This is a genomic window from Arthrobacter sp. 05T410 (assembly GCF_056396505.1).
In genome coordinates this window covers 336,617-357,960 of the sequence record NZ_JBFTLP010000003.1, presented here as the reverse complement: position 1 = coordinate 357,960, position 21,344 = coordinate 336,617, and the positions used below count along the sequence as shown (strand labels likewise).

Sequence of the window (21,344 nt, the reverse complement as noted above, 5' to 3'; positions counted from 1 at the left end):
CATGAGCAGCTATGACGACTCGCCGCTGGCCGATGCCGGGCACGACCCCGAGGCGGGTTCGCCCGCCCGGGTGGGCACAGTGGTCTGGGGACTGACAGTGGTGGCATTGGCTGCACTGATCATCATTTCCCGGCTCGGCCTCGTGGCCCTCAACGGCACCTATGTGCTGATCGGCCTGATGATCGGGGCCGGGGGTGCCCTGGTCGTGGGCGGCCTGGTCTCGGCACGCAGGCGTGACAATAAGTCAACTACAGGGAAGTCTTGACCCATGGATAAATTCTTTGACACCATCCGGGGCCTCGGCCTGAAACGTGGTCCGCAGCGCTGGGTTGGCGGCGTTTGCGGCGGGGTTGCCGCCAAACTGAACGTTGATGTGGCCTATGTCCGGATCGCCTACCTGCTCCTGAGCCTGCTCCCTGGCCCGGCGTTCGTGGTCTACCTCGCGGCCTGGCTCCTCCTCCCGGACCAGCGCAACGCAATCGTCCTCGAAAGCTTCCTCTCGAAGCGTTCCTCCCGGCCCTGACATCCATCACAGGCCGGCCAATCACAGGCCGGCCCGGCCCCGCGGCCCGGCCCGGCGGCAACCTTCCCCGGTAGCTGCGCCGCACCACGAAAAGGTGCCCCCGCCATCATGGCGGGGGCACCTTTTGTAACCGTTTGTGTCCTGCCCCACACCCGCCACTAGACTCTAGGGTGAGCTCAGCGTGGCGCTCTGCCTGTACCCCTTCAAACCAGGATTTGAGCCAAGACATGAAAATTGGAATCCTCACCAGCGGCGGAGACTGCCCCGGCCTGAACGCCGTCATCCGTGGCGCCGTCCTCAAAGGAATCGCGGTCCACGGCCAGCAGTTCGTAGGATTCAAGGATGGCTGGCGCGGCGTTGTCGAGGGCGACATCGTGGAAATTCCCCGCACCATGGTCCGCGGCATCGCCAAGCAGGGCGGCACCATCCTGGGCACGTCCCGCACCAACCCGTTTGAGAACGGCGGCGGTCCCGAGGTCATCAAAGCCAACATGGACCGGCTCGGGATCGACGCCATCATCGCCATCGGCGGCGAGGGCACGCTGGCCGCCGCAAAGCGGCTCACCGACGCCGGCCTCAAAATCGTGGGCGTGCCCAAGACGGTCGATAACGACCTCGACGCCACGGACTACACCTTCGGCTTCGACACGGCCGTGGAAATCGCCACCGAGGCAATCGACCGGCTGCGCACCACCGGAGAGTCCCACCACCGCTGCATGATTGCCGAAGTCATGGGACGGCATGTGGGCTGGATCGCCTTGCACGCCGGCATGGCCTCGGGCGCCCACGCCATCCTGATCCCGGAGCAGAAGGCCTCCATGGAACAGATCGCCGAATGGGTCGTCTCCGCCCACGACCGTGGCCGCGCCCCGCTGCTTGTCGTCGCCGAGGGGTTTGTGCCCGAAGGCCAGGAGTCCCCGCATTCGGAGCGCGGCCTCGACACCTTTGGCCGGCCCCGCCTCGGCGGCATCGCCGAAATGCTTGCCCCCGAACTGGAGGCACGCACCGGCATCGAGACCCGCGCGACGGTCCTTGGCCACATCCAGCGCGGTGGCGTCCCGACGGCGTTCGACCGGGTCCTGGCCACCCGCCTGGGCATGGCCGCCATCGATTCGGTAGTGGAAAAGCGCTGGGGCACCATGGTGTCGCTGCACGGCACGGATATTGTGCACGTCGGTTTCGACGCCGCACTCGGCAACCTCAAGTCCGTACCGCAGAGCCGCTACGACGAGGCCGCAGTCCTCTTCGGCTAAGCGGACACCGGCGGGTCCGGCTCGGGGACGGCCCGCAGGGAAGAAGCGGGCGGGCAACGCCGCAGCCAGGCAGGGAAGAGCCGGGCGCGCGGCCGCGATGGGTAGGGTTGATTCATGACTCTTGAGCCCGGTTCCGCAGAAATTGTCCAGCTCGCATGGGCGCGCCGCCTGGGGTTCGACGACGGCGCCTTCGCGGCTGCCGCCGGCGTGAGGCTCACCCGGGCGGATGAGACAGCCCGGTCCCTGCAGTTCGTCCGCCTGTTCGGCAACTCCGCCCTGGTGGGCCCGCAGTGGGCGCTGGACGCCGCCGAGGGTCTCTCGGACGAGGAACTGGCCCAGCACGTGACGCTGCTGACCATCACCCGCGGGCACGGCGGCCACGGGCTCGGCGCCGCGGCACTCTTCTTCGCCGACGACCTCCCCCTGCAGCAGCCTGCCGGGGAGCTGACGGTCTCGCACGGGAACCCGGAAGCGATCGAGCTGGAGACCTTCTGCCCGCCCGACGACGTCAACGAGGTGGGCCTCGCCGACCTGGAACACCGCTTCACCGTCCTGCATCTGGAAGACGGGCGGCGGACGCCCGTGGCCTGCGGGGCGTATGCCGAATGGGAAGGGCTCCTGGCCCATATGGGCGTTCTGGTCGCGCCCGAATGGCGGCGCCACGGCCTGGGCAAGCTGGCCGCCTCAGTAGCCGCCCACGAGGCCCTCGCAGCCGGACTGACGCTGCAGTGGCGTTCAGAAGTCAGCAACAAGGGGTCGCTGGCGCTGGCCCGGAGCCTGGGATTTTCCGCGGGCGGCATCCAGACCAGCGTGCTGCTGGGCTGATCCGGATGCCGCCAGGCTAGCCGCGCTCCGCGGCGGCCCTGTCCGTGTCTGCCCTGTCGGTGTCTGCCTTACCCGTGTCCGCTGCTGCGGCTGTGGCTGCGGCAGCATCTGGTTCGCCCCAGCCCTGGACCGGCTTGGGCTTGGCGAAGAACAGCGCCACGGCAGCGCCGAGCAGGATGACCGCCGCCGGCAGCAGGATGGACTGGCCCATCGCCGTCGAGAACCCCTCATGAAGCTCCGCCGGCAGGGCCCCGCCGAAGCCCATCGGGCTGGCGTCTGCGCCTGCTCCGGGCCGGGCGGGGAGCTCGGCCGCCAGCCGCGACTGGATCAGGACGGCGATGGCGGCGCTGCCGAGTACGGCGCCGATCTGGCGGGTCGTGTTGTAGACGCCTGAGCCGGCTCCGGCCTGCCGCGGCGGCAGGTTGCGTGTGACGGTGGAACTCAACGGCGCCCAGATGCCTGCATTGGCGAAGCCCAGCACTGCGCTCGGCAGCAGGAACAGCCAGATGGGGGTGTCCGGGTGCATGAGCAGGGCATTCCAGAACAGCGCCACGGACATCAGGACCAGGCCGGTCGCGGTGATGAATTTCGGGTTGACCTTGTCGATGATCCGGCCGACGACGGGGGCGAGCCCGCCCGAGATCAGCGCCATCGGCACCATCATGAGCGCCGACTGGGTCGGGGTCAGTCCGCGGACGATCTGGTAGTAGAAGATCAGCGGCAGGCTGAACGCGGTGACGGTGAAGCCCACCGTGGTGATCGCAATGTTGGCGAGCGAGAAGTTCCGGTCCTTGAAAAGGGACAGGGGCAGCAGCGGTTCACCCGTGTTGAACTTCTGCCACAGGACGAAGACCACCAGCACGGCGATGCCGCTGATGATCAGGCCCCAGACGGTGATGGGGCCGGCGATGGTGCCCCAGTCGTACGTCGCCCCCTCCTGGATGCCGAAGACCAGGAGGAACAGGCCGAGGGCGCTGAGCAGTACGCCGGGAATATCGAACTTGTGCGGGTGGGTGGTCAGCGAGGGCACGAAACGCTGGGCGAGGATGAAGCCGACAATCCCGACGGGAACGTTGATGAAGAAGATCCATTCCCAGCCGAGGCCGTCCACCAGCACGCCGCCGAGGATCGGGCCAACCAGCGTGGCGACGCCGGCCGTGGCACCCCAGATGCCCATGGCCGCTCCGCGGCGGTCTGGGGGGAAGATCCGGGTAATGACGGCCATGGTCTGCGGCGTCATCATCGCCGCGCCGAGGCCCTGGACCACACGGGCCGCGATGAGGATCTCGACGCTGCCGGAGAGGCCGCACCACAGCGATGCCACGGTGAAGACGACGAGTCCGGAGAGGTAGAGCTTTTTCGGACCGAAACGGTCCCCGAGCCGGCCCGTGATCAGCAGCGGCACGGCATAGGCGAGCAGGTAGGCGCTGGTGACCCAGATCACCGAGTTAATGTCAGTGTTGAGGCCCTCCATGATGCTGGGGTTGGCCACCGAGACGATGGTGGTGTCGATCAGGATCATGAAGAAGCCGATCACCAGGGACCAGAGTGCCGGCCATGGCCGGGCTACGTTTTCCATGCGGTTCCTTAGGGGCTGGTGTGAAACGGTGGATGGGCTGTGTGTGGGGCGGCCGGGTCCCGGCCGCGGTCCTGCGCGGGGTTCACCACGGCAGTTCGCCGGAGCGGAGCTGGTCCTGGAGGCTGCGGATCCAGGCGATTTCGGCGCGCAGCGTGCTCTGCTGGAACTGGACATCGATCCAGTACTTGCGCTCCACGCCCTTCTTCGCGAGCAGTTCCTCGCCGGAGACCAGGAAGCCGAGCTGTTCCTCCAACGCCTGAAGGCGCCGGTCGAGGAGTTCGACGACGACGCCGGCGGGCAGGTTGTAGGCCTCGGAGACGGCCAGCGGGAAGGCCGGGTATTCGTTGACCGGGGCGGCGAGCATGTCCTGCAGCCACGTCGTGAACGCTTCGCGGCCGGCAGCCGAGATCGTGTAGGTGGTGCGCTCCGGACGGTTGCCTCCCCGGTCCGTTCCCGTGGCTGTGACCAGCCCCTGATCCTCGAGCCGCCCGACGGCGTGATAAAGCGTTCCTGGCCGCACCTTGACCAGCCGGTCCTCGTGCCGCGCGATCAGGAGCTGGTACATCTCGTAGGGATGCATCGGTTCTTCCACGAGCAGGGAAAGTGCGGCGACACCCAGGGGTGTCAATGCGGTTGCCCGGGCCATGGTGCAGTCCTTCTCGGTTTAGCAGTGTTCTCTTCGGCCTAAACGGCAGTTACTCCACTAAAGATTATTCCACGTGGAGTATTTGAGGGCAATCCTCCCCAACCCGGGCCGGCCGCGCCCCGGCCCCAGGCGCGATTGGTCAGCCGAGGAGGGCCAGGATGTCCGTCCGGGCGAACATCTGCGCGGCGGCCCGCGCGGTGGGGGTGCCGGCGTCCGGATCGGCCCCGGCGTCCAGCAGTTCCCGGGCCACGTCCGTGTAGCCCTTGAAGACAGCACCGGCCAGCGGGGTCTGGCCGCGGTCGTTCGGCGTGTTGGCGTCGCCGCCGTGGTCCAGGATCAGCCGGACAGTGCCGGCGTGGCCGTGGTAGGCCGCCAGCATCACCAGCGAGTCGCCGGAGGAGGTGGTCAGCGTGGCCGGGGCGCCGGCGGCCAGGTAGCTGCCCAGCAGCGCGGAGTTGCCCTCGCGGGCGGCGTCGAAGAGCGCGTGCGCCAGCGCGAGTGTCTCGTCGTCGGGCGCGGCGCCCGGCTCGTTCACTTTGGACCCGCCGTTCATCGGGTGCCCCGCAGGAAGCCGGTCTGGCGGCCCACCACCTGCCCGGCGTCGGGGGCCACAATGACTTCCTGGGCCGCGGAGTACGGCTCGTCCCCGTCCACGACGGTCAGGACCTCCTCCGGGGCGACGGAGCGTTTGATCACGGCCAGGGCGACGGGGCCCATCTCGTAGTGCTGCGCCACGGAGGTCACGGCGCCCACCTTGCGCTCGCCCGCACGCACCTCGCTGCCGGCCGCGGGCAGGGTGTGCTGGGAACCGTCGAGCTGGAGGAACACGAGACGGCGCGGCGGGTGGCCCAGGTTGTGGACGCGCGCGATCGTCTCCTGGCCCTTGTAGCAGCCCTTGGCCAGGTGCACGGCAGTGCGGAGGAGGTCGAGCTCATGCGGGATGGTCTTGTCGTCCGTTTCCGCGCCCCACCGGGGCCGCCACGCCGCAATCCGCAGCGCTTCGGAGGCCATGGTGCCGGCGAGGGCACGGTCGTCCACGGTCGCGACCAGTTGGTCCGCGGGGACCAGGTACTCAAACCACGGCCGTTCCAGTCCTGGATGGGCGTCCTCGCCCACCACAGCGTAGGAGTAGCCGCCGGCGCCGACGTGCGGCCACGGGTCTTCCCAGGCCTGCAGCGCCTCCCATTCCGGGATGCGGTGCGTGGAGCCGAGTACGGCCCAGTCGGCGGAGACGTCCGCGATTTCGACCCGGAGCATGAATTTCATCTTGTTGAGCCATTCGGCGAGCGGGGCCGCCTCGGCTGCCTCGACGATCAGCCAGGTCGTGGCGCCGTCGTCCACCACCCTGGCGTCAAATTCGATCCGGCCCTGCACGCTCAGCAACAGCAGTTCGGTGGACTGGCCAGGGGCCAGGGAAGTGAGCTGCTGGGAGGACAGCGTGTTGAGCCAGCTCAGGCGGTCCGGCCCGCTGACCGTCACCACGCCGCGGTGTGAGAGATCGACGACGGCGGTGCCGGCGGCCAGCGCCCGCTGCTCCCGGAGCGGCTCGCCGTAGTGGGCGGCGACGCCGGCATCGGCGCCGCCGGCCTCAACCGCGGCCGGGCGCGACAACAGGGGGCTTTTGATAGTCATATTGAAAGGAACGTCCTTAGCTCTGTGCGTATTCCGGCCCCGGCAGGGACCATCTGGCTCCGGCAGGGACCATCTGGCTCCGCCGGACTGTGGGGCAGGCCGGTCCTAGCGGTATTCCGGATTTTCAAAGTCGAAGCGGGTGCCCGCTTTCCAGGCGTCGGGCAGGTTTCCGTAGGCGGGAATGCCGCCCGCGTCCTTGAGCATGCGCGCCAGGTGCAGCATGTTCCAGGTCATGAAGGTGGTGTTGCGGTTGGTGAAATCGCTCTCCGGCCCCCCGGACCCCTGGTCAAGGTAGCTCGGTCCCGGCCCGACGGGACCGATCCAGCCGGCATCGGCCTGCGGCGGGATGGTGAAGCCGACGTGCTGGAGGCTGTACAGGACGTTCATGGCGCAATGCTTGATGCCGTCCTCATTGCCGGTGATGAGGCAGCCGCCCACCTTCGGGTAGTAGGCCCACTGGCCCTTCGCGTTCAGCTGCCCGGAGTGGGCGTAGAGGCGCTCGATGAGCTTCTTCGTCTGCGAGGAGTTGTCCCCCAGCCAGATGGGCCCCGCGACGACGACGATGTCCGCTTCCTGGACGGCCGGGTAGAGTTCCGGCCACTCATCGGTGGCCCAGCCGTGTTCGCGCATGTCCGGGTAGACCCCGCTGGCGATGTCGTGGTCCACCGTGCGGATCACGCGGGTGCTGACGCCCTGCTTCTCCATGATCCGGCGGCTGACCTCGATCAGGCCCTGCGTGTTGGACACGTCCGGGGACTTCTTGAGCGTGCCGTTGAAGAACACGGCCTTGAGGTCGGCGTAGCTGGCGCTGCCGGGTGCTGTGCTGCCGGCTGAGCTGGTGACTGTGTCATTCACGGTATTTCTCCTGGGTCGATGGTGACAACGGAAAAATCAGTGAGACCGCGTAATTAGCCTGCTTTGGCGAGGATGGCCGATGCGTGGGCCTCCAGGCCGCCGCCCGCCGTCGAATTCTTGCCGGTGGCCACGTCCCAGCGCCACAGCAGGTTTCCTTCCACCAGCCCGAAGATCCGGGTGGCCGCCGTGTACTCCTTGGAGTGGCTGCCGCGCATCACCATGTCGGTGCTGAGCTGGATCTGGGGGCCCTTGATCTGGCCGTAGTACAGCTCCGAGATCCCGCCGGGGTGGGCGATGGAGACCGAGATGTCGAAGCCGCCGTCGCTGTTGCGCAGGGCCTCCACCTCGTCGGCGCTCTTGAGCACCGGGACGATGTCCGCCGGGATCAGGCCGGGGCCGCCGTCCTCCTCGCGCTGCTTACGCTCCAGCGCCCAGAAGCCGGTCTCGACGGTGAGGGGACGCAGCTTCGTGCCCTCGTCGTCGGTCAGCCAGCTCTCGGCGCGGTACTGCAGGTACGGCAGGCCGTTGTGCGTAAACGAGACGTGTTGCAGGAAGTGCTCGGAGTCCTCGTCTCCAGCCCCCAGCCGGCCGCTGCCCTCCCACTCACCAATGAGCCAGGACAGCGGAACGATTTCGGGGGTCAGATCAGTAGGGATTTCAATCGGCACAGCATCTACCTCTGGAAGCTACGGGGTCTGGAACGTGTTACTTCTGGCCTTTGAAGAGGCGGTACACGACAAAGCCGGCAAACCACGCCATGGACAGGCTGGCCACGCCAAGCAGGACAAGGAAAAAGATCTCATATGCAAGTACGGACATGATGCCATCCTAACGCTTAGTAGATGAGTAGTTTGTCTATGAAGTAGGCCAGGGAACCGACAGCAGAAACCGGCCCGAGCCCCATGCCCACGGCCGCCAAAACATTAAGGCCTTCACCGTTGAGGATGACGAGGCGGCGGAAACTTACCAGCACCGCCCCCACGACGACGCCGACGAGGGCCGCCGGCAGCACGGCGATGTCGGAGAACACCAGGCCGGCGAGCGGCCCGGCAAGGCCGGCGCTCACGATGCCCAGCGGCGCCACGATCCGGTCCGGCCAGCGGATCAGCCCCGCCAGCAGCGCGATCGCCGAGCTGCTGGCCGCCACGAGGATCATTTCGCGGACCCCGTTGAAGCGCGAACTCGCAATCCAGCCGGCGCCGAGGCAGGAGAGCAGGACACCCGCGCACGAGCCCAGGGTGGATTCGAGGCGCTGGGCCTGACCGGTGCCCCGGATCAGCTGCATGACGAAGATCGCCATGACCCCGACGGCCAGGAATGACGGCGTCCAGTCCAGGAAGCCCGGAGCCGGGAGATAGGTCGCAGCCACTGCCGACCCGACGCCGGGCAGGCCAATCAAGACCGCAAGGGTCTTCTTGGCGGGGATGCCGAGAAAGTAGGGCCAGCCGATACCGATGCCGGCGGCGGCGAGCGCCGCGACGGCCAGGAGGACCTCAGGCGAGGCATAGGCTCCGGCGACAATCGCCGCGAGACCGGCCAGGCCGATGATCCCGACGCTCCACGGCTTCACTGTCTGCTCGCCATCGGCAGACCCAGCATGGCCAGACCTTCGCTCACTGCGGACCCCAATTCGACTCGGCTCAATTTCGACGGGCCGCGGGCCCTGACGGTTCAATCCTGCCCTATGTGAACGGTATGTGTCGCAAAAGGAGGCGCCGGAGGTGACGGGACCATGGCCGGAATGGGGCCTTTAGGTATACTCAACATCAGCAACAAGACGCCCAACGATGCGCGGACACCCCTTGGAGGAACAATGTCGCACATCCTGCTATTGACGAACAGCACGGGAACATCCGTGGACGTCCTGCCTGCTCTGGAACTGCTGAACCACCGGGTGCATATCCTTCCGGCCGAGCCCACTGCCCTGCTCGAGACCGACCCCTGCGACATCGTCCTGCTCGATGCCCGCAAGGACCTGGTCGGCGCACGTTCCCTCACCCAGCTGCTCAAGGCGACCGGCCTCAGCGCCCCGTTGATGCTGATCCTCACCGAAGGCGGCATGGCCGCGGTCTCCTCGGCGTGGGCCGTGGACGACATCCTCCTGGAATCCGCGGGCCCGGCAGAAGTCGAGGCCAGGATCCGGCTCGGCGTCGCGCGCGCCGTTCCGGACAAGGAAGACGTGCCGACCGAAATCCGGGCCGCCGGCGTCGTGATTGACGAGGCCAGCTACACCGCACGGGTCAACGGCGCCGCGCTCAACCTGACCTTCAAGGAATTTGAACTGCTGAAATACCTGGCCCAGCACCCCGGCCGGGTGTTCACCCGCCAGCAGCTGCTGACCGAAGTCTGGGGCTACGACTACTACGGCGGCACGCGCACCGTGGATGTCCACGTCCGGCGGCTGCGGGCCAAACTGGGCGCCGACCACGAGAACCTGATCAGCACCGTCCGCAACGTCGGCTACCGCCTGACCCTGGTCCGCCAGCCCGAGGACGAACTGACCGAGGCCTGAGCGCGCCACGGCCGCCACAGCGCGGCGGCGCCGGTACGCAGGCACTGTACACAAGCACTGAACGCAGGCACTGAACGCACAAGGCCCCGGACTCTGGAATCCAGAGTCCGGGGCCTTCCTGGTGCACCAAACCATCGGCACAAACTTCTCAGTATCTAGCAGTATTTCTCAGTATTTGTCAGTGGAGGACATACGGGTCGAACGTATCGAGGCCACCCCAGTGGTGGATCCCCCTCGCATCTGGCTCAACGCCGGACGAGATAATGACTATACGCGGCCGTCCTCAGTTCGACAAAATCGGCCGCTGACCCCCATGCACCCGATAGCCTTGCACCATGAGCCCTGCGCACCCGGAAAACTGGCCCGTACACACTGAAAAAGGAACCGTGGACGCCGCGCTGCTGCGGGACGTCGCCGCCCTTGTCGCCGCGGCGGAAGAGTCCGACGGCAATCCGCCGTTGTCCGAACAGACCCTTGTCACGCTGCGCGCCGGCGATGCGGGCGAGCACTCGGTGCTTGCCCTGGCCCTCTATGCCCCGGATGACAAGTTGGATCCCGCGACGGCGCAGGACCTGGCCGGCGTCGCCGTCGTCATCGAGGAACCGGACGGCACCGGCATCCTCGAGGTCGCCGTCCATCCCAGCTACCGCAACCAGGGCGTGGGTGACCGCCTGCTGGGCGAACTGAAGACCGTCCGCGGCTTCGCCGGCCTGAAAGCCTGGTCCCACGGAAACCACGAGGCCGCGGCCGACCTCGCGGCCCGCTACGGATACGGCGCCGTGCGTGAGCTGTGGAAGATGCGGTTGATGACGGCGGCGGCGGCCCTGCCGGAGGTCCAACTCCCGGACGGCGTACAGCTCCGCGCCTTCGTGCCCGGCCGGGACGAGGACGCCTGGCTGGCCGCAAACAAGGCCGCCTTCGCCCACCACCCGGAGCAAGGCAACATGACGCGGGCCGATCTGGACGCCCGTATGGCCGAACCGTGGTTTGATCCCGCGGGCTTCCTGCTGGCCGTCGACCCGGCGGACCGGCTCCTGGGATTCCATTGGACCAAGGTGCACCCCCGGCACGGCGACCACCCCGCAATGGGCGAGGTCTACGTGGTGGGCGTGACCCCCGATGCCCAGGGGTCCGGGCTGGGCAAGGCCCTCACCGTCGCCGGCATCAGGCATCTTCAGGACCTGGGGCTCCGCGCCGTCATGCTCTACGTCGATGCCGACAACACCCCCGCCGTCGCCCTCTACCGCCGGCTCGGATTCACCCGCTGGGATGTCGACGTGATGTACGCGCCGCTGCCGCAGCAGCCATCACCGGCCGCCGCTCCCGCGCCGGACGGCGTTAGTCAAGTCGGCGGATAACCGTCCCGGCCCGGGCCGAAACCTGGGGTCATCCGGCCATGATTGCTTGTAAGGTTGAAGCTACATCGCGCCAGCATTGAGGAGACACCATGCCACGGGATACCGCCCGGACATCCACGTCTGAACCAGCAACGCCGGAAAAGGGGGCGCGTCCGGTACGTGCCCGCTTTGGCTCCTCCGAAGTGCCGGCCTCGCGCGCCACGCAGGACCGGATCGACATTCCGGAGTTCGCACCGAACCTGGAACCGGAAGGCGACATCCGCCCCGACCGGTTCCTGGACCGGGAACTGAGCTGGCTTGCGTTCAACGCGCGGGTCCTGGAATTGGCCGAGGACCCCAACCTGTACCTGCTGGAGCGGGTCAGCTTCCTGTCCATCTTCGCCTCCAACCTGGACGAGTTCTTCATGGTCCGGGTGGCCGGGCTGAAGCGGCGGATCGCCACGGGGCTCGCCGTCCCCTCCCCTGCCGGGCTGAGCCCCATGCAGGTCCTGGAGCAGATCGGCGAGGAGGCCCACCGGCTGCAGCAGCGCCACGCCCGGGTCTACGCCGAACAGATCCGTCCGGCGCTGGCCTATGAGCACATCCACCTGATGCACTGGGAGGAGCTCGACTCGCAGGCCAAGGACCAGCTCAGTGCCATGTTCGCGGAAAAGGTTTTCCCGATCCTGACGCCGCTGGCCGTGGACCCGGCGCACCCGTTCCCCTACATCTCCGGGCTGTCCCTGAACCTCGCCGTGGTGGTCCGCAACCCGGTCAGCGACAAGGAGCTCTTCGCCCGTGTCAAGGTCCCTGACCAGCTCCCGCGCCTGATCTCCATCGACGGCGCCCGCGCCGGCTCCGTCCCGGGACGGGTGGCACGGTTCATAGCGCTCGAAGAAGTGATCGCCGTGCACCTGGACCAGCTGTTCGCCGGCATGGAGGTCCTGGAACACCACATCTTCCGCGTGACCCGCAACGAGGACGTCGAGGTCGAAGAGGACGACGCCGAAAACCTGCTGCAGGCCTTGGAGAAGGAACTCCTGCGCCGCCGGTTCGGCCCGCCCGTCCGCCTTGAGGTCACCAATGACATCAACCCGAACATCCGTGCCCTGCTGATCCGCGAGCTCGGCGTCGAGGAATCCGAGGTCTACTCCGTGCCGGCGCCGCTGGACCTGCGCGGACTCTCGGTGATTGCCGGGATCGACCGGGCGGACCTGCACTACCCCAAGCACGTCCCGCACACCTCGCGCTACCTCAACGAATCGGAAACGTCCAAGGCGGCCAACGTCTTTGCCGCCATGCGGCGACGGGACATCCTCCTGCACCACCCGTACGACTCCTTCTCCACGTCGGTCCAGGCGTTCCTGGAACAGGCAGCCGCGGACCCCAAAGTCCAGGCCATCAAGCAGACCCTGTACCGCACTTCCGGTGACTCCCCGATTGTCGATGCCCTGATCGACGCCGCCGAGGCCGGCAAGCAGGTCCTGGCGCTCGTGGAGATCAAGGCGCGCTTTGACGAGCAGGCGAACATCTCCTGGGCCCGGAAACTGGAACAGGCCGGCGTCCATGTGGTGTACGGCATCGTGGGGCTCAAGACCCACTGCAAGCTCTCCCTCGTGGTCCGCCAGGAAGTGGACGGCCTGCGCCGCTACTGCCACATCGGCACCGGCAACTACCACCCCCGCACGGCCCGCTACTACGAGGATCTGGGCCTGCTGACGGCGAACGAACAGGTCGGCGAAGACCTGTCGAAGCTGTTCAACCAGCTCTCCGGCTACGCGCCGAAGTCCACGTTCAAGAGGCTGCTCGTGGCGCCGCGCTCGGTCCGTTCCGGGCTGATCGACAGGATCGAGACCGAGATCAGGAACGCCCGGGCCGGCATCCCCGCCCGCGTCCAGATCAAGGTCAATTCGATGGTGGACGAAGCCATCATCGATTCCCTGTACCGCGCGTCCCAGGCCGGGGTGCAGGTGGATGTCATTGTCCGCGGCATCTGCTCCCTGCGGCCCGGCGTTCCGGGCCTGAGCGAGAACATCACGGTCCGCTCCGTGCTGGGCCGCTTCCTGGAACACTCCCGCGTCTTCGCTTTCGCCAATGCCGGCGACCCGGTGGTTTACATCGGCTCGGCCGACATGATGCACCGCAACCTCGACCGCCGCGTTGAAGCCCTCGTTCAGCTGACGAGCGGCGACGACACGAGCTACGTCCTGGACTTGCTCAACCGCTACATGGTGCCCGAAACCGCGAGTTGGCATTTGGACAAGCAGGGTGAATGGACCCGCCACCACCTGGCGGAAGACGGCCAGGACCTCAAGGACGTGCAGTCCTGGCTGCTCGCCTCCCGCTCGCGCCAGCGCTCGACCAGCCTGCGGTAGGGATCGTGAGTGTGAGCAGCGATGCACTGGTTGCGGACCAGGCTGACCAACCCGGCGAAGAGGTTTCCGTCACGGCGGCGGGCGCCATCCCCTGGCGCCTCAATTCGGTAAACAAGGACCAGCTCGAGGTCCTGCTGATCCACCGTCCGAGGTATGACGACTGGTCCTGGCCGAAGGGCAAAATAGACGCCGGCGAGACCATCCCGGAGTGCGCCGTGCGCGAGGTGGAGGAGGAGATCGGGCTCACCGCTCCGCTGGGGATCCCGCTCCCGCCCATCCACTACCACGTGGCGGCCGGGCTGAAGGTGGTTCACTACTGGGCGGTCGACGTCGACGGCGCCGTCTTGATCCCGGACGGCACGGAAGTCGACAGCGTCATGTGGTGCCCGCCCGAGAAGGCCGCCCGCCTCCTGAGCAACCCGAGCGACATCGAGCCGCTGCAGCACCTGGTGAACGCCCACGACCGCGGGGAGCTGGCGACCTGGCCGCTGCTGATCGTGCGCCATGCGAAGGCCAAGCCCCGCTCGTCCTGGTCCAAGGCCGAGGGCGACCGCCCGCTGGCCGCCACCGGCATGCGGCAGGCGCAGTCGGTGGGGCGGCTCCTGCAGGCGTGGAAGCCCGCGCGGATCGTTTCAAGCCCGTGGTTGCGGTGCGTTGCCACCATCGCACCCTACGCCAAGGCGGCCGACGCCAAGGTCAAGCTCAACGAGGCCCTCACCGAGCACCGGCACAGCCGCAGCCCGCACAAGACGGCAGCCGTCGTCGAGGGATTGTTCGACAAGCAGCGGGCCGTCGCGCTGTGCACGCACCGTCCGGCCCTGCCCACGGTCCTGAAGCAACTCGCGAAGCACATGAACTCCCGGCTGCGGGACCTGCTGCCGTCCTCGGACCCGTTCCTGGCGCCGGGCGAGATCGTGGTCTGCCACGTCGCCCGCGGCAGCAAGAAAAAAGTGGTCGCGGTGGAGCGGTTCAAGCCGTTCGACGACTGAGGTCCTTGACCCCGGGGGGCCCTAAGCCTAGTTTGTATCAATAGCTTGATACATTACTGCTGAATCTTGGGGGATTCCGTGCCGGTCCTGTTGAACGTGCCGCCGATGCTGTTGCTCGGCCCGGCGATCGCCGCCCTGCTGGTGTATGCCGTCCTGAGGTGGGTGATCTGGGCTCCCGGGACCGGAACGTCGCCGCAGACAGTATCGGAGCACGGGCTGTGGGTAGGTGTGATCGGCTGGCTCGCAAGCTCACTCCAGGGCGCCATGACCCTGGGCATCATCCCGGCCAATCCGTCAGCGTCCGCCGTGGTGGGCGCCGACTCGATCATCCCGGCGCTGGCATGGCCGGTCCTGGGCTGCCTGGGCGTGCATGCCCTGGGACAGGTCACCTACCCGGGTCCGCGGCGAATGCGGCGGCAGGCCGTGCTGTCCGTGCGGCGCATCAAAGACTTCCTGCCCCGCAGGCTGGCATTGACCACGGCTGCGATCTTCGTCTCGGCTGCCGCGGCCATCGCCCGGACTGCCACGCTGCCCGGGTTCGCGGCCGTGGCTCCCACTACGGTCAGCGACGGCGCGTACGGCTACTACAACAGCGGCGGCGACGGCCGTATCCCCGGACCGGAGGTGGCCGCATGGCTCGGCGGCGCCCTGCTGGTGCTGGCCGTCGGCACGTGGCTGGTTTTGTGGCTGATCGCCCGCCGCCGGCAACTGGAGGCCCTTGACGCGGCGGACAACGCTGTACTGCGGACCATCGCGATGAACCGGCTGCTGCGCACAGTGTCCACAGTGGCTGCCGGCTTGGCGGTCATCGCGGGGAACTTCGCGGCCCGTCCCGATCCGGCCCAGCAAACGGGATCGTGGACGAACTTCGCCGGCCTCGCGGCGACCGTGGTCCTGCTCGTGATGTGGTGGTGGCGGCCGCCTCGGCTTGCTTCCGCCGGGCTGGGCGTCCGGAACCGGCCGGAATCAGGGATCGCCGCCGGCCGCCAGCACCCGGCCGCCAGGCTGGTCTCCTCACTTGGAGCGCTCCTGGGCCTCGCGGCCGCCGTGCCGCTGGTCGCCGGAGCCTTCCTCGCCCCCGTGATCATGGCGGCCGCCGGCTACGGACTTGCGGGACTCGTGGCCGTGATGGGCACCTGCGTCCTGCTGGTCATCGCCGGAGGCGAGCTGGTCCTGCAGCGCAACTACGGAACGCCGGAGGCGCCGCGCACCTGGCCCCGGCAGCCGGTCAGCCCGGCCCTGCTGACCACGGCGGTCCTGGCGCTGCTGGTCTTCCTGGCAGCCCTCGCCGTCACCGCCGCGGGACAGGCCCTGCTGGCCGAAGATCGCGGCTGGGTTCCGGTTGCACTGCTCACCGCCGGGACCTGCGTTGCCGCCCTGCCGGCGTTCCTCCGGGCCCGGTCCCGCCAGGGCGTCCGCGACGCCCCGCGCGGTCTGGACCCCGCGCTGCGAGCCATCACTGTCCACCGCGTCGTGCGGACCCTCGCCGCAACCCTCACGGCCCAGGCCGGTGTCCTCCTGCTGACCCAGACCAATGCCTGGGCGGCGGTGTTCGGGCCGGACGCGTTCGGCGACGCCGTCGATCCGGCCGCCGGATCGTGGTGGCCGGCGACCCTGGCAGGCGCTGTCCTGGCCGCCAGTGCCGTGGTCATCGCCGTCATCCCCGTGGGCGGCCTGGCCCGGAAGACCCCCGCTCCCCTGCCGCGGAAGGAAGTCGCCGCGTGACGGCGGGCATCGCCGTCAACCTGCGTTCGCCAGTTCCCCCCTTCGAGCAGATCCGGACGCAGATCGCCTCCCTCATCAGCGCCGGGACGCTGGCAGCGGGAACCCGGCTGCCGACCGTCCGCAGCCTCGCGTCGGACTTGGGCCTCGCGGCCGGGACAGTCGCGCGGGCCTACAAGGAACTCGAACTGGCCGGACTGGTCGAAACCCGGCGGCGCAACGGCACGGTGGTCGCCGGCAGCCAGCCGATCCTGACCCCGCCCGCACCTCCGCCGGGCACGGTCCCGGTGGAGGTGATCGCCGCCGTCGACCGCTGCATTGCGGAAGGCCGCACTGCCGGGCTCGACGACGCGGCACTGCTGGCGATCCTGCGGGCGAGGCAGGGAGGGTCACACAAATAAGGAGAGCCGGCGAGTTCTCAGTAGACTGGAACGGTGAGCATCCCTACGCCCTATGAAGACCTCCTGCGCGACGTCCTCGAGCACGGCACGCACAAATCGGACCGCACCGGCACCGGCACCCTGAGCGTTTTTGGCCGCCAGCTCCGCTTTGACCTGAGCACGAGCTTCCCGCTGATCACCACCAAGCGGGTGCATTTCAAGTCCGTAGCGGTGGAGCTGCTCTGGTTCCTCCGCGGCGACACGAACGTCAAATGGATGCAGGACCAGGGCGTCACCATCTGGGACGAATGGGCCGACGCCGACGGCGAACTCGGTCCCGTTTACGGGGTCCAGTGGCGTTCCTGGCCCACGCCCGACGGCGGCCACATCGACCAAATCGCCGAGCTCATCGAGAACCTGAAGTCCAACCCGGATTCGCGCCGGCACATCGTCTCGGCCTGGAACGTCTCCGAACTCAAGGACATGGCCCTGCCCCCGTGCCACGCGTTCTTCCAGTTCTACGTGGCGGACGGCAAGCTTTCGTGCCAGCTGTACCAGCGGTCGGCGGACACCTTCCTGGGCGTGCCCTTCAACATCGCGTCCTACGCCCTGCTGACACGCATGATCGCGCAGCAGACCGGCCTGGAACCGGGCGAATTCGTCTGGACCGGCGGGGATGTCCACATCTACGACAACCACATGGACCAGGTCCTCAAGCAGCTCGCCCGCGAGCCCTACGACTACCCCCAGCTGAACATCACCCGAAAGCCGGACTCCATCTTCGACTACACCCTCGAGGACTTCGAGGTGGTCGGCTACCAGCACCACCCGACGATTAAGGCCCCGATAGCCGTATGAGCAACGACAACACCGCGGGCGTGCAGCCCGGCGATTTCACGGAACAACTCCGAGCGTCCACCACTGGCCTCGGGCTCGTCTGGGCCCAGACCAGCACCGGGGTGATCGGCAAGGCCGGTGACATGCCGTGGCACCTGCCCGAGGACATGTCGCACTTCAGCCGCCTCACCACCGGCCACCCGGTCATCATGGGACGCAAGACCTGGGAATCATTCCCGGACAAGTACCGCCCCCTGCCCGGCCGGACGAACATCGTCATCACCCGCCAGGCCACCTGGCAGGACACCCCGGGCGCGGAAGGCGCCGTCGCCGTCGCGTCGCTCGATGACGCCTTGCTTGAATCCCAGTTCGTGGCCGGCCATGAGACCGTGTGGATCATCGGCGGCGGCGAAATCTTTGCCCAGTCCCTGGACCTTGCCGACGTCGCCGTCGTCACCACCATCGACACCAACGCCGAAGGGGACACCTTCGCTCCGGAACTCGGCTACGACTGGACCTTCTCGGCCAGCCTCCCGGCCAACGGCTGGCTGACCTCCGCCAACGGCACCCGCTACCGGATCACGCTGTGGCGCCGGACGGAGGCCAAGTAATGCTGAGGAAGCCAGAAACACTCTTTGTCCTGGGGTACATGCTCCTGCCCCTGCTCGCACTGCTCTCCGCGGTCGTGGGATTGACCATGATCCTGGGCGGCAACAAGATCCTCGGGGCGATCGTGCTGGTGGTGGTGACCCAGGTCTTCACGTTCGGGGCGGTTTTCGCGCTGCGCCGGCGCAAGGCGGCACTGCTGGAAGAGCCCCGCGGCGACTATAACGCGTGACGTAACCGACTGCGCCGGGCGGGCCGTGAAGTCTAAACTGGGCCCATGACTACAGCAGCTACCCCGTCCGTCGGCCTGGTTGGTTGGCGTGGCATGGTCGGTTCCGTCCTCATGCAGCGCATGCAGGATGAGGGCGACTTCGCCAACATCAACCCGGTCTTCTTCTCCACCTCGAACGCGGGCGGTGCCGCCCCGGCCCTGGCCGGCGCCGCTGCGGGCGCCGCCGGCAAGCTTGAGGACGCGTTCGACCTCGAGACCCTGGCGAAGCTGCCCATTATTGTCACCGCCCAGGGCGGGGACTACACCAAGCAGGTCCATGGGGAGCTCCGCAGCCGCGGCTGGGACGGCCTCTGGATCGATGCCGCCTCCACGCTGCGCATGAATGAGGATTCCATCATCGTGCTGGACCCCATCAACCGGGACGTCATCGACGCCGGCCTCTCCGGCGGTGTGAAGGACTACGTCGGCGGCAACTGCACCGTGTCCTGCATGCTGATGGGCCTGGGCGGGCTGTTCAAGAACGACCTGGTCGAATGGGGCACGTCCATGACGTACCAGGCGGCCTCCGGCGGCGGGGCGCGCCACATGCGTGAACTGCTGAACCAGTTCGGCAGCCTCAACGCCGAGGTCAGCACCGAACTGGACGACCCGGCGTCGGCGATCCTCGAGATCGACCGCAAGGTCCTGGCACACCAGCGCGCCGGCATCGACGCCACACAGTTCGGCGTTCCGCTGGCCGGTTCGCTGATCCCCTGGATCGACGCGGACCTCGGCAACGGCCAGTCCAAGGAGGAATGGAAGGCCGGGGTGGAGACGAACAAGATCCTTGGCACCTCCGCCGCGAACCGCGTCGTCATGGACGGCCTGTGCATCCGGATCGGTGCGATGCGCTCCCACTCCCAGGCCCTGACACTGAAGCTGCGCGAGGACCTCCCGGTCGCCGAGATCGAGAAGCTCGTGGACGCGGACAACCAGTGGGCCCGCGTGGTGCCAAACACCAAGGAAGCCTCAATGGCCGAGCTCACGCCCGTGGCGGCGTCCGGCACCCTGGACATTCCGGTGGGCCGGATCCGCAAGCTCGAGATGGGTCCGCAGTACATCAGCGCGTTCACGGTGGGCGACCAGCTGCTGTGGGGCGCCGCGGAGCCGCTGCGGCGCATGCTCCGCATCGCCACCGGAAACCTGTAGGAGCCCGTCCGGGACACCCTACAGGCATACGTTCAGGCACCCCTTCAGGCACCTGTTCCGGCACCTGTTCAGGCGCCAAGGAATCTGCGGTATTTCGCGGCCTGCAGCCCAAAAGACTTTTGGGCGGCAGGCCGCAGCCCGTTAACAGTGTCGAAGGGTTCGGGCACGACGCCGGCTCCCCTGCCGCCGGGTGGCCCGGCCCAGGTGCCGATCACGCCGCCGCCGGCCACGATGGTCTTCTTGAACACGCCGTTGCCGCCGGGGACGATCTTGTCGGCGTGCTCCGGCGGCAGCACGAGGGACCGGTCCGCGTATCCGAGCAGGAATTCATCGAACCCCGGCAGCGCCAGCACCGTGCGCTGACCGGGGACGCCGTCGTCGAGCAGCGCGGCTGTCTCTGCAGAGAGCCAGTAGCTGGTCCCCTCAAACTCCAGTTCCGCCAGCCGGTCCGACACCCGGGCCAGGGCGGCCCGGGTTTCCGTCAGCGGAATGCCGGCCCACCAGGCAAAATCACGTTCCGTGGCGGGGCCGTGACTGCGAAGGTAGCGCAGCAGCCACTCGGCGATGCCGTCGGAACGGTCCAGGGTCCGCGACTCGGTGATCCAGTCGCCGAAGGCCACGACCAGCTGCTGGTTGCCGGCCAGCGGACCCTGCACCAGCAACCCCCGCTGGCACAGGATCCCGAGCAGATGGATGCCGCGCTGGCCCGCCGTGGACTGGCCCGCCCGTTCGAAGGCCTGGAACAGCTCCGCCCGGCTGGCAGCTCCTCCGGAGACCAGCTGCAGGGCAGTTGCCGCGGCGGCGTCGACGTCCGCGGCCGTGATCTCGAGCTCCCGGTGGCGCCGGGCCAGGCCCTGGATCAGCCGGTCGGAGGTGATGGCCAGCATCCATTTCAAGTCCTCGGGCGCCAGCACGTGCAAGGTGCCGCGCATTGGCCAGGAACGGACGATCTCCGCCCGGTCCAGCGCCCCGCGTACGTCTTCGGCGCGGGAACCCGGCACGCGCTGGCCGACGGCCCAGAGCACGGCCTGCAGGTCCTGGGCCTGCATCGCAGTCATGCCGCGAACGGCGTCGGGGACGGACTGAAACCCCGGTCCCAGCAGTCCCTGGGCGGCGAGCCGCAGCCTGCCGATGATTCCGGGGCCAAGCCGGCGGACGCCCGTCACTGCTGCCATGGAACCATGGTAAGTCGCGTGTGCTGCCTGTCGGGTTGTTGCCCGGCCGTTCCCAGCCGCCATCCAGCAGGCTTCCCTACCCTTGAATCATGACTATGAGTGAGGTGTGGCCGCTACTGCGGCCCCTGTGCCGGAAGCTGGCCCTGCTGGGCTGGGCGTCCAGCGCCGCCGGCATGGCTGCCGGGCTCGCCGTCGCCATCGCCAGCGGTACCCGGCTCTCGCCCATGATGAGCACCCTGCAGCTGGTGGCCGCCTCGTCCATGGCGGTGTCCGTGGCCAGCTTCGTCACGGCCGCGGCGTTGCAGCCGCGGGCACGGTCTCAGGCACGGGTGCAGGCGGCCGTGAAGCACGGAAGCATCGCCCCGCAGGGCCGGGAGCTCCAGCTCGACTATGGCGGCGAATTTCCGGCCACCGTACAGGCCTTCCTGCTCGGCTCCCTGGCGTTCCTCGCCGGCGCCGTGGCGTTTGCGTGCGCCGGACTGGTGCTGCAAAGCGGGCCCAGCGTCCAGTCCGTGGCGTTCTGCCAGGTCTTCCTGCTCGGGGCCGCGGCCTCCGGTTTCACCTTCATGCTTTTCAGCAAGGTGGCACCCCGCCACACGGAACCGTAGCCGGGGCGCGGCGGTGCCCGGCCGGCGCTGCCCCGGCCTTGCCCGGGCAGCGGCCCTTTTCCTGGGGCCG

23 protein-coding genes are annotated in these 21,344 nt (G+C 68.0%); 15 read left to right on the top strand and 8 right to left on the bottom strand.

All coding sequences use genetic code 11. The features are described 5' to 3' along the window. The first annotated feature begins 1 nt into the window (after position 1). The 4 genes from AC1DFR_RS06300 (at position 2) to AC1DFR_RS06285 (ending at position 2,601) form a co-directional block, all read left to right on the top strand. Positions 2–265, top strand: a complete 264-nt coding sequence (locus AC1DFR_RS06300) for a hypothetical protein (protein WP_028276533.1) — start codon at positions 2–4, stop codon at positions 263–265. 3 nt (positions 266–268) lie between these two features. After that, positions 269–523 (top strand): PspC domain-containing protein, encoded by a 255-nt coding sequence (locus AC1DFR_RS06295; RefSeq protein ID WP_476851311.1) that lies wholly within the window; start codon positions 269–271, stop codon positions 521–523. A gap of 227 nt (positions 524–750) precedes the next feature. Continuing rightward, complete coding sequence (locus AC1DFR_RS06290) at positions 751–1,776, top strand: 6-phosphofructokinase (protein ID WP_018773638.1); 1,026 nt, start codon at positions 751–753, stop codon at positions 1,774–1,776. Between the two features lie 114 nt (positions 1,777–1,890). Further along, on the top strand, positions 1,891–2,601 hold the full coding sequence (locus AC1DFR_RS06285) for a GNAT family N-acetyltransferase (protein ID WP_223913802.1): 711 nt from the start codon (positions 1,891–1,893) through the stop codon (positions 2,599–2,601). Positions 2,602–2,617: 16 nt separating this feature from the next. On the opposite strand, the gene AC1DFR_RS06280 is transcribed toward AC1DFR_RS06285, so the two are convergent. The 7 genes from AC1DFR_RS06280 to AC1DFR_RS06250 form a co-directional block, all read right to left on the bottom strand. Next, positions 2,618–4,180 carry an MFS transporter gene (locus AC1DFR_RS06280; RefSeq protein ID WP_476851313.1) on the bottom strand — a complete coding sequence of 521 codons (1,563 nt, stop codon included), beginning with the start codon at positions 4,178–4,180 and terminating at the stop codon, positions 2,618–2,620. Positions 4,181–4,262: 82 nt separating this feature from the next. Further along, on the bottom strand, positions 4,263–4,826 hold the full coding sequence (locus tag AC1DFR_RS06275; protein WP_476851314.1) for a PadR family transcriptional regulator: 564 nt from the start codon (positions 4,824–4,826) through the stop codon (positions 4,263–4,265). 139 nt (positions 4,827–4,965) lie between these two features. After that, the gene (locus AC1DFR_RS06270; protein ID WP_028276529.1) at positions 4,966–5,361 is read right to left on the bottom strand and encodes an ankyrin repeat domain-containing protein; all 396 of its coding nucleotides are present in this window, start codon (positions 5,359–5,361) and stop codon (positions 4,966–4,968) included. A gap of 14 nt (positions 5,362–5,375) precedes the next feature. Next, a complete protein-coding gene (ygfZ, locus tag AC1DFR_RS06265; RefSeq protein WP_476872986.1) occupies positions 5,376–6,458 on the bottom strand; it encodes a CAF17-like 4Fe-4S cluster assembly/insertion protein YgfZ in 1,083 nt (360 codons plus the stop codon). Between the two features lie 105 nt (positions 6,459–6,563). Next, positions 6,564–7,313 (bottom strand): flavodoxin family protein, encoded by a 750-nt coding sequence (locus AC1DFR_RS06260; RefSeq protein ID WP_476851316.1) that lies wholly within the window; start codon positions 7,311–7,313, stop codon positions 6,564–6,566. A 53-nt stretch (positions 7,314–7,366) separates the two neighbouring features. Next, positions 7,367–7,981 carry a nitrobindin family protein gene (locus AC1DFR_RS06255; protein WP_476851317.1) on the bottom strand — a complete coding sequence of 205 codons (615 nt, stop codon included), beginning with the start codon at positions 7,979–7,981 and terminating at the stop codon, positions 7,367–7,369. A 167-nt stretch (positions 7,982–8,148) separates the two neighbouring features. Further along, a complete protein-coding gene (locus tag AC1DFR_RS06250) occupies positions 8,149–8,883 on the bottom strand; it encodes a permease (protein ID WP_476872985.1) in 735 nt (244 codons plus the stop codon). A gap of 243 nt (positions 8,884–9,126) precedes the next feature. Here AC1DFR_RS06250 and AC1DFR_RS06245 point away from each other — a divergent pair, with 243 nt between their 5' ends. The 10 genes from AC1DFR_RS06245 to asd all read left to right on the top strand — a co-directional run bounded on the left by AC1DFR_RS06245 (position 9,127) and on the right by asd (position 19,491). Further along, positions 9,127–9,825: a winged helix-turn-helix transcriptional regulator gene (locus tag AC1DFR_RS06245; RefSeq protein WP_277526303.1), complete on the top strand. Its 699-nt coding sequence runs from the start codon at positions 9,127–9,129 to the stop codon at positions 9,823–9,825. A gap of 335 nt (positions 9,826–10,160) precedes the next feature. Beyond that, complete coding sequence (gene mshD / locus AC1DFR_RS06240; protein WP_476870457.1) at positions 10,161–11,183, top strand: mycothiol synthase; 1,023 nt, start codon at positions 10,161–10,163, stop codon at positions 11,181–11,183. 89 nt (positions 11,184–11,272) lie between these two features. Beyond that, positions 11,273–13,537: an RNA degradosome polyphosphate kinase gene (locus AC1DFR_RS06235; RefSeq protein WP_223913793.1), complete on the top strand. Its 2,265-nt coding sequence runs from the start codon at positions 11,273–11,275 to the stop codon at positions 13,535–13,537. An 11-nt stretch (positions 13,538–13,548) separates the two neighbouring features. Beyond that, positions 13,549–14,526 carry an NUDIX hydrolase gene (locus AC1DFR_RS06230; RefSeq protein ID WP_476855676.1) on the top strand — a complete coding sequence of 326 codons (978 nt, stop codon included), beginning with the start codon at positions 13,549–13,551 and terminating at the stop codon, positions 14,524–14,526. 78 nt (positions 14,527–14,604) lie between these two features. Next, positions 14,605–16,251 carry a hypothetical protein gene (locus tag AC1DFR_RS06225; RefSeq protein ID WP_476872984.1) on the top strand — a complete coding sequence of 549 codons (1,647 nt, stop codon included), beginning with the start codon at positions 14,605–14,607 and terminating at the stop codon, positions 16,249–16,251. Continuing rightward, on the top strand, positions 16,248–16,649 hold the full coding sequence (locus tag AC1DFR_RS06220; protein WP_476851322.1) for a GntR family transcriptional regulator: 402 nt from the start codon (positions 16,248–16,250) through the stop codon (positions 16,647–16,649). Before AC1DFR_RS06225 ends, AC1DFR_RS06220 begins: the two co-directional genes overlap by 4 nt. A gap of 33 nt (positions 16,650–16,682) precedes the next feature. After that, positions 16,683–17,486 carry a thymidylate synthase gene (locus tag AC1DFR_RS06215; protein WP_230007391.1) on the top strand — a complete coding sequence of 268 codons (804 nt, stop codon included), beginning with the start codon at positions 16,683–16,685 and terminating at the stop codon, positions 17,484–17,486. Next, positions 17,483–18,076, top strand: a complete 594-nt coding sequence (locus tag AC1DFR_RS06210) for a dihydrofolate reductase (protein WP_476872983.1) — start codon at positions 17,483–17,485, stop codon at positions 18,074–18,076. Before AC1DFR_RS06215 ends, AC1DFR_RS06210 begins: the two co-directional genes overlap by 4 nt. Then, on the top strand, positions 18,076–18,303 hold the full coding sequence (locus AC1DFR_RS06205) for an NF038396 family protein (RefSeq protein ID WP_028276519.1): 228 nt from the start codon (positions 18,076–18,078) through the stop codon (positions 18,301–18,303). Before AC1DFR_RS06210 ends, AC1DFR_RS06205 begins: the two co-directional genes overlap by 1 nt. Before the next feature lie 45 nt (positions 18,304–18,348). After that, entirely contained in the window at positions 18,349–19,491 is a 1,143-nt protein-coding gene (gene asd, locus AC1DFR_RS06200) for an aspartate-semialdehyde dehydrogenase (protein ID WP_043435910.1), read from the top strand. 68 nt (positions 19,492–19,559) lie between these two features. On the opposite strand, the gene AC1DFR_RS06195 is transcribed toward asd, so the two are convergent. After that, entirely contained in the window at positions 19,560–20,666 is a 1,107-nt protein-coding gene (locus tag AC1DFR_RS06195; RefSeq protein ID WP_476872982.1) for a winged helix DNA-binding domain-containing protein, read from the bottom strand. A gap of 89 nt (positions 20,667–20,755) precedes the next feature. Here AC1DFR_RS06195 and AC1DFR_RS06190 point away from each other — a divergent pair, with 89 nt between their 5' ends. Beyond that, positions 20,756–21,274 carry a hypothetical protein gene (locus AC1DFR_RS06190; protein WP_476855671.1) on the top strand — a complete coding sequence of 173 codons (519 nt, stop codon included), beginning with the start codon at positions 20,756–20,758 and terminating at the stop codon, positions 21,272–21,274. Positions 21,275–21,344 lie beyond the last annotated feature (70 nt).

What these genes read in the sequence shown, in the direction of transcription:
- AC1DFR_RS06290 (WP_018773638.1), top strand. Translation starts at nt 751, where the DNA reads ATGAAAATTGGAATCCTCACCAGCGGCGGAGACTGCCCCGGCCTGAAC.
- AC1DFR_RS06275 (WP_476851314.1), bottom strand. Translation starts at nt 4,826, where the DNA reads ATGGCCCGGGCAACCGCATTGACACCCCTGGGTGTCGCCGCACTTTCC.
- AC1DFR_RS06300 (WP_028276533.1), top strand. Translation starts at nt 2, where the DNA reads ATGAGCAGCTATGACGACTCGCCGCTGGCCGATGCCGGGCACGACCCC.
- AC1DFR_RS06195 (WP_476872982.1), bottom strand. Translation starts at nt 20,666, where the DNA reads ATGGCAGCAGTGACGGGCGTCCGCCGGCTTGGCCCCGGAATCATCGGC.
- AC1DFR_RS06245 (WP_277526303.1), top strand. Translation starts at nt 9,127, where the DNA reads ATGTCGCACATCCTGCTATTGACGAACAGCACGGGAACATCCGTGGAC.
- AC1DFR_RS06285 (WP_223913802.1), top strand. Translation starts at nt 1,891, where the DNA reads ATGACTCTTGAGCCCGGTTCCGCAGAAATTGTCCAGCTCGCATGGGCG.
- mshD (WP_476870457.1), top strand. Translation starts at nt 10,161, where the DNA reads ATGAGCCCTGCGCACCCGGAAAACTGGCCCGTACACACTGAAAAAGGA.
- AC1DFR_RS06190 (WP_476855671.1), top strand. Translation starts at nt 20,756, where the DNA reads ATGACTATGAGTGAGGTGTGGCCGCTACTGCGGCCCCTGTGCCGGAAG.
- AC1DFR_RS06235 (WP_223913793.1), top strand. Translation starts at nt 11,273, where the DNA reads ATGCCACGGGATACCGCCCGGACATCCACGTCTGAACCAGCAACGCCG.
- AC1DFR_RS06210 (WP_476872983.1), top strand. Translation starts at nt 17,483, where the DNA reads ATGAGCAACGACAACACCGCGGGCGTGCAGCCCGGCGATTTCACGGAA.
- ygfZ (WP_476872986.1), bottom strand. Translation starts at nt 6,458, where the DNA reads ATGACTATCAAAAGCCCCCTGTTGTCGCGCCCGGCCGCGGTTGAGGCC.
- asd (WP_043435910.1), top strand. Translation starts at nt 18,349, where the DNA reads ATGACTACAGCAGCTACCCCGTCCGTCGGCCTGGTTGGTTGGCGTGGC.
- AC1DFR_RS06280 (WP_476851313.1), bottom strand. Translation starts at nt 4,180, where the DNA reads ATGGAAAACGTAGCCCGGCCATGGCCGGCACTCTGGTCCCTGGTGATC.
- AC1DFR_RS06295 (WP_476851311.1), top strand. Translation starts at nt 269, where the DNA reads ATGGATAAATTCTTTGACACCATCCGGGGCCTCGGCCTGAAACGTGGT.
- AC1DFR_RS06205 (WP_028276519.1), top strand. Translation starts at nt 18,076, where the DNA reads ATGCTGAGGAAGCCAGAAACACTCTTTGTCCTGGGGTACATGCTCCTG.